The sequence below is a fragment of the Micromonospora solifontis genome (genome assembly GCF_003725545.1).
GTDB classification, from domain to species: Bacteria; Actinomycetota; Actinomycetes; order Mycobacteriales; family Micromonosporaceae; genus Micromonospora; species Micromonospora solifontis.
This window is the reverse complement of the sequence record NZ_RJLN01000152.1, coordinates 1-6,677: the sequence shown is the minus strand read 5'-3', so window position 1 is coordinate 6,677 and position 6,677 is coordinate 1. Positions and strand designations below refer to the sequence as shown.

6 protein-coding genes and 1 pseudogene are annotated in these 6,677 nt (G+C 75.5%); 3 read left to right on the top strand and 4 right to left on the bottom strand.

Translation table 11 applies throughout. From position 1 onward, the window contains the following. The coding region (locus EFE23_RS27185) for a PspC domain-containing protein (RefSeq protein WP_148058555.1) at nucleotides 1-242 on the bottom strand (242 nt) is incomplete at its 3' end. Between the two features lie 144 nt (nucleotides 243-386). Here EFE23_RS27185 and EFE23_RS27180 point away from each other — a divergent pair. From EFE23_RS27180 to EFE23_RS27170, 3 genes are all read left to right on the top strand, one after another. Further along, nucleotides 387-1,334 (top strand): NUDIX hydrolase, encoded by a 948-nt coding sequence (locus EFE23_RS27180; protein WP_123243724.1) that lies wholly within the window; start codon nucleotides 387-389, stop codon nucleotides 1,332-1,334. Between the two features lie 137 nt (nucleotides 1,335-1,471). Beyond that, the gene (locus tag EFE23_RS27175) at nucleotides 1,472-2,383 is read left to right on the top strand and encodes an NUDIX hydrolase (RefSeq protein WP_123243725.1); all 912 of its coding nucleotides are present in this window, start codon (nucleotides 1,472-1,474) and stop codon (nucleotides 2,381-2,383) included. Between the two features lie 345 nt (nucleotides 2,384-2,728). Then, complete coding sequence (locus EFE23_RS27170) at nucleotides 2,729-3,640, top strand: CDP-alcohol phosphatidyltransferase family protein (protein ID WP_123243723.1); 912 nt, start codon at nucleotides 2,729-2,731, stop codon at nucleotides 3,638-3,640. Nucleotides 3,641-3,698: 58 nt separating this feature from the next. On the opposite strand, the gene EFE23_RS27165 is transcribed toward EFE23_RS27170, so the two are convergent. From EFE23_RS27165 to EFE23_RS27155, 3 genes and pseudogenes are all read right to left on the bottom strand, one after another. Further along, nucleotides 3,699-4,946, bottom strand: coding sequence for a phosphatidylserine decarboxylase (locus EFE23_RS27165; RefSeq protein ID WP_123243722.1), 1,248 nt, complete (start codon nucleotides 4,944-4,946; stop codon nucleotides 3,699-3,701). Nucleotides 4,947-5,467: 521 nt separating this feature from the next. Next, nucleotides 5,468-5,755: pseudogene (locus tag EFE23_RS29810) on the bottom strand (hypothetical protein); the annotation flags it as partial. Then, on the bottom strand, nucleotides 5,752-6,677 hold a 926-nt coding region (locus tag EFE23_RS27155), incomplete at its 5' end, for a LiaF domain-containing protein (RefSeq protein ID WP_163599829.1). The gene EFE23_RS27155 and the pseudogene EFE23_RS29810, both read right to left, overlap by 4 nt.

The window sequence follows — 6,677 nt, the reverse complement described above, 5'->3', positions numbered from 1 at the left end:
GCCGGGTGCGGCCAGGCGGGCGCGCCGGCCGGCTCCTCGGGCATCAGGAACCACATGATCGGGTACGCCAGCGCGGCGAGCCCGCCGGTGAGCAGGGTGGCGACGGCGAAGACCACCCGGACCAGGTTGGGGTCGGCGGCGAAGTAACGCCCGACGCCGCTGGCCACGCCGGCGATCATCCGGTCCGTGACGGGTCGACGGAGCTGCTTGTACGGGGCCTGAGGGGTGCTCGTGGAGGTCATGTCCCCACGGTCCCGCGCGGGCCGGCGGGCGACCTCGGTGACCGCCCGGACTCTTACCCTGACCGGCCCCTGAGGCGCCAGAAAAGAGTCAGGAATCTGACTCTTTTCGATGGAGGTAACCGGCGCCGAGGAGAATTTCCTCCCGTGACCACCTCGCTGGAGCCGCTGCGCAGGATCGCGGCATACGCAGTTTGTGCTGATTCAGACGGCCGAGTGTTGCTGGTCCGCGCATCGGAGCGCTCCGGCACCCCCGGCACCTGGTCGCTCCCCGGAGGGGCGGTCGACCACGGTGAAGACCCCAAGCACACCGTCGTCCGGGAGACCGCCGCGGAGACCGGCCTCTCGGTCGCCGTCGCCGCCCTGCAGGACGTGATCGCCGACATGCGGGCGCTGCCCGAGCGCGGCATCACGATCCACACCGACCGCCTGCTCTACACGGTCTCGGTCCGGGGCGGCACGCTCAGCGACCGGGTCGACCGCCCGACCGACCTGGCCCGCTGGTTCACCCTGGACGAGGCTCGAGGGCTGCCGCTGCGGTCGTTCACCGCGCGCGCCCTGGGCCTGCCGGCCTCCACCGACGACCTCGTGCCGGAGGAGGTGCCGGAGTTCCCCTCGTTCTACGCGGTCCCCGGCCCGGACGGGCTGCACCGCGCGCAGCGCTTCGCCGCGTACGCCGTGGTGACCGACCCGGAGGAGCGGGTGCTGCTCACCCGGGTCTCCGACGGTTACCCGGGCGCCGGCTGCTGGCACCTGCCCGGCGGCGGCACCGACTACGGCGAGCAGCCGGGCGCCGCGCTGATCCGGGAACTGGTCGAGGAGACCGGGCAGACCGGCCGCCTGGTCGAGTTGCTCGGGGTGGCCAGCCACCGGGACGCCGCCTCGCTCGGCCCGGAGGGCTACCCGATCGACTGGCACGGGGTCCGGGCCTTCTACCGGGTGGTCGTCGACCAGCCGGCCCCACCCACGGTGGCCGACGTCGGCGGCTCGACCTGCGAGGCCCGCTGGTTCCGCCGCGAGGAACTGGGCGCCCTCCCGACGGACCGCCTCACCGAGGTAACCGCCGAAGCCGTCCAAGCCGCCCACCTCATCTAACCCCCACCCCACCCCCACCCACCCCACCCCCCCACCCCCGCCGCCCCGTTGATCATGAGGTTGACGGTGTGAAATGTCCGCCCTGGTGCCGCTAACCTCATGATCGACGGGACAGCGGGTCGGGGGAGAGGGTGCGGGTGGAGCAGCGGCGGCGGATCGGGGCGTACGGGGTGCTGCGGGACTCCGGGGGGCGGGTGTTGCTGGCGCGGGGGGCGAGCCGGGGCCCGTATCCGGGGGTGTGGCAGCTGCCCGGCGGTGGCGTCGAGCACGCGGAGCATCCGGCCGAGACGGTGGTGCGGAAGTTCGCCGAGGAGACCGGGCTGGCCGTCGCGGTGACCGCCGTCCGGGCCGCCGTCGCCGACGTGGCCGTCTTCCGCGCCGAGGATGCCGCGGTGCACACCGACCGGCTCGTCTTCGACGTCGACGCCCGCGGCGGCGAGCCGCGCCCGGAGCCGGCCGATGGCAGCGACGAGCTGGCCTGGTTCACCCCGGCCGAGGCGGCGGCGGTGCCGCTCATGCCGTTCACCGCGGAGCTGCTCGGGCTCCCCGTCTCGCCCCTGCCGGCGGACCTGCCCCGGGCGCTGCCGGCCGACCGGGCCGCCCCGGCCGTCGACCGGCGCCAGCGGTTCGCCGCGTACGGGCTGGTCACCGACCCGGCCGAACGGGTGCTGCTCACCATGATCGCCGACGGCTATCCGGGAGCCGGCAAGTGGCACCTGCCCGGCGGCGGCACCGACCACGGCGAGCAGCCGGCGGCCGGGCTGCTCCGCGAGCTGGTGGAGGAGGCCGGCCAGCTGGGGCGGGTGGTCGAGCTGCTGGCCGTGGACAACCTGCACAACCCGGCCGCGCTCGGGCCGGAGGGCCGGCCGCTGGACTGGCACGGCGTACGGGTGATCTACCGGGTGCGGGTCGACGCCCCCACCGAGGCGGTGGTGACCGAGCTCGCCGGCGGTTCCACCGCGCGGGCCGCCTGGTTCGCTCCGGAGCAGGTCGGCGCGCTGCGGATGACCGACGTGGCGGCGCTGGCAACCGGACGACGGGGCAGGTAGCACCCGCTCGCCGAGCCGGGATGGGGCAGCTCCGGTACAGTCGGGAGTTGGGGTTGGCCGACGAAAACGGGCGATGTGGCCCGAGATGGGAATACGTGAGCGGTTCGCGCGGTTAAGAGAGTTATAAGTACCGCCGGCAGCTATCGCCAAGCCCCTATCCCCTGTGCAATGGTGTACTCCGCAAAAGGGCTGCCGGATCCGAAAGGTCCGGCACGAGACAGCCGGACACCCGCCCACGTGGCGGTCAGCCGATCCGGTGATGGAGGAAACGTGCCGAGAGCCCCATGGCGCCGGCGTCGTACGACTGACAGTCCGCGCCCCGCAGGGCGTCGCTGGGCGGGCAGGTTGCGCCGCAGCAGCACGTTCGCCCGCCAGGTGCTGCTGGTCCGGGTGGGCCGCCGGGACGGCGCCGCCGCGTCCGGCACCGACCTGCTCACCCCCGACCACCGCCGGGCCGACCGCCAGCGTCGCCGCTACGGACGGTTCGACGCCGAGGTCGAGGCGGTGCTGCCGGTCAGCCCGGCGCTGGCCCCCGCCGCGCCGGTCGACGAGTCCCCGGCGATGTCGATCCCGCTCCTGCCGGGTGCGCGCACCGCCGCCCGCCGGGCCAAGTTCGCCCTGGTCAACGCCTGCACCCTGAGCAGCCTCATGCTCGGCATGCTGGCCATCTTCCTGGCCATGCAGGGCAACACCCGGGTCGCGGCGCTCTGCCTGATCGCCTGCGTCGCGTTCGACGGCCTGGACGGCGCCCTCGCCCGCAAGCTCGGCGTGGCCAGTCCGTTCGGCGCCCAGATGGACTCGCTGGCCGACATGTGCTCGTTCGGCCTCGCCGCGCCGGTCGTGGTCTACGCCTCGCTGGCCGGTTCGGTCCCGCCGGCGGCCGCCGCGGTCGCCTGCGCCCTGGTCGCGGCCTGCGCCGCGATCCGGCTCGCCCGGTTCAACGTCTCGCCCAAGGACGGCCGCTTCTTCTGCGGCGTGCCGACCACCATGGCGGCGGCCGTGCTGGCCCTGACCGTGGCGATCGGGCTGCCGGTTCCCGGCCTGGTGATGGTCGCCGGGGTGGCGCTGCTCGCCTTCGCGATGGTGTCCAGCTTCCCGTACGCCAAGCTGGCCCGGCTGGTGAAGCTGCCGCCGTGGCTCTGGCTGGCCCCGGTGGTGGGCGCGCTGATCGACATCCGGCTCACCTTCGCCCTCGTGGTGGTGGGCTACCTCGTCAGCGGCCCGGTGCTCTGGCTGCGCCAGCGCCGTACCGCCTGACCCGTACCGACGAGAAGGGGCGCCGCGACGAGCGGCGCCCCTTCCTCGTGTCCCGTGATCAGACCCAGCGGGCGATCACCGTCGCGCCGCCGACCACCTTGTCGCCCGGGCCGACCAGCGGTTCGGCCGCCGCCACCGGCAGGTAGACGTCGGTCCGCGAGCCGAACCGGATCAGACCGAAGCGCTCCCCCCGGGCCAGCAGCGCGCCGACCGGCGCCCGCTGCACGATCCGCCGGGCGATCAGGCCGGTCCGCTGCGCCACCACCACCGTGCCGTGGTCGGTCTCCAGCACGGTGTACGCCGCCACGTTGTGCTCGGCGTCCGGCTTCATGGCGTTGACGAACCCGCCGTCCGCGACGAAGTAGTCGATCACCTTGCCGGCCACCGGCGCGCGGTTGACGTGCACGTCCAGCACGGAGAGGAAGACCGCGATCCGCAGCCACTCCCCGTCGCCGAAGCGCTCGTCGTGCAGCCGCTGAACCGAGAGGACCTGACCGTCCGCCGCGGCGACCACGGCCGACGGGTCCTCCGGGACGTCCCGCTCCGGGTCCCGGAAGAACGCGGCGACCGGTGCGGCGGCCAGCGCCGGCAGCAGCCAGAGCTTCGACTTCGGCCGGGCGGCCTTGGCCAGCGCGGCCAGGCCGAGGCTGATGCCCGCCGCCGCGACCCCGTTCGAGTCGATGTGCATGCCTCGGGTCAGCGGCACGCTCGACGGCCGGTACGCCGGGGCGAGGTGGGCGGCCAGCGCCGCGCGGGCCGGGGTGAACCGCAGGTGGTGCACCCGTACCGGCGGGGAGTTGCGCAGCACCAGGTCGGTACGCACGCCGTGCAGCACACCCTGCCGGTCCAGCTCGGCGCCGGCGCCTTCGGTCCGGAACACCGGCGCGGCCACGCTGAGCACGGCGCCCTCGGCGAGGTACTTCGACAGCCCGTCGACGGCCACCCGGGCCTCGTCGGCGGTGCCGGTGAACGGCTCGGCGACGATGACCACCTCGGCGGCGTCCGCCTCGGCCAGGGTGTCGGCGACCCGTACCCGATCGGCGACCCAGGAGCCCTGGGCCGTCACGTGCTCGCGGAGCGCCGAAACGGCGGCCCCCTCCGCCGGTACGACCGTGAGCCGGTCACCGGGGAGCAGCGCCTCGATCGCCGCGGCGAGCACCGCGGAGTCCGGGGTCGCGCCGACCAGCAGGCCGGCCTTCGGGTCGTTGCGCCGGGCGAGCTCGGAGGCGAGGGTACGGGCGGCGCGCTCGCCGATGCGGACCGGACCGGACGGGCCGGGGGTGCGCACGGCGGGGGACTGGGTCATGTCGGACGGGCTCCTGACTCAGGTGGCGACGGGGACGCGGCGGGACCGCCACGGCGCACCGGCCGGGCCGGGGCCGCGGACGGGGCACCGGCGACCGGGAGCGCCGGCCGCGGCTACCGCCATCCGGGCGCGGCCCGTCTGACGCCGCCGCGACGCCGGACAGCCGGGCGCCACGGGGTGGGCCGGCGGGCGGAGGCGCGGTCTCCGCCAGCCAGCATATGCGCCGCCCGCGGCGTACCGCACCGCCGTGGTCAGCCGGCCGGCCGTTCCGGGCCGCCCGGGCCGGTGTCTCCGCCCGTCGCCGGCAGTTCGCGGGTCGGTGGCTCGGCGTCGCCGACGCGGTCCGTCCCCGTCACCGGCAGCTCCCGGGTCGCGCCGGCCTGCTCCACCGGCTCGCCGGTCGGCGCTCCGGGCACGTCCGTGCCGGCCGGGGGCGCGAACGGCGACCAGCGGGGCTCACCGCCGTACGGCAGGTCCGCCGTGGCCTCCTCGTGCTCGTCGGCGACGGCGTCCGTGGCCCACTCGTCGGCCGCTCCGGTCGGCCCGCCGGTGACCGGGGTGCCGTCCAGGTAGGGCGCCGCCACGGTGGCTTCCGGCTGCTCGCCGGCGGGCTCGCGGTGGGCGTGCCGCCCGGAGCGCAGCGCGCCGAGGAGCCCCAGCAGTCCGATCAGGATCAGCGCGCCGGCCAGGAACCAGCCGACCGGTGGCAGGGTGAGGCCGAGGATCCGGGCGAGCAGCCACCAGACCGCGAGGGCCAGGAAGGTCAGCCCGAAGGCGAACGACACGAGGTCGGTGCGGTGCGCCTTCACCGGGTCACCTCCAGGTCTCCGGCGTTCACCCGGACGATCAGCCGGAGGGTGCCGCCGCCGCGCCCGTCCGCGCCGAGGTCGGTGGTCTCCCACTGCGGCCGGTTCAGCCCGCCCGCGCGCCGGCCGAACACGCTGGCGTCGCCCGCGTTCACGTCCGCCACCGTGGTGACGTCCACGTTCGGTGGTACGACCACCGTGGCCTTGCCGAAGTTGACCACCACGGTCACCTGGGTGTCCTTCTTGTCGAAGTCGACCGCGCGCAGGTCGAGCACGCTGTCGCCGAAGTTGTTCTCGTACCGGTCCGCGAGGTCACGGTAGCTGGGCGGGGCCCAGGTCGCGTCGCCGTCGATCCCGCGTACCCGGTCGTAGGACTCCGCGACGGTGGCGATGCCGAGCGCCGCCGCGGTCACCAGGCCGAGCGCGATCAGCCACCGGGCCCGGCCGAACCAGGTGCCGACCAGCAGCCCGAGCCCGATGGTGGCCAGTGCCGCCGCGAAGTAGCCGGCGGCCCCGACGGGGAAGACGTCGAGCAGGTCGAGCACGGCCACCAGGCCCAACGCCAGGAAGATCAGCGAGAAGGTCGCCGCGCCCAGGGCGGAGCGTTCCTTCGGCCGCTTCGGGGCGCGTGCCGGTCGGGCCGGTGCGGGGGCCGGCGGGTAGGAGCCGGCGTACGGGCCGTGCGGCGCGAACGGCGGCCGGTAGCCGCCCGGCGGCGGTGGTGCGCCCACCGGCGTCGGCGGCGGCACCGGGGCCGGCTCGCCCACCGGGGCGCCCGTCGTCGGCACGCCCGGCCAGGCCGGGGCGGCGTGCTCCGTCCAGATCTCGCCGGGCCGGCCGGCGGAAACACGCTCCGCCGGGTGTCCGGCGGCCGGCTGGGCGGGCAGGGGTTCGGTGGCCGCCCAGCCGGGCTCCCCGGCGGCGG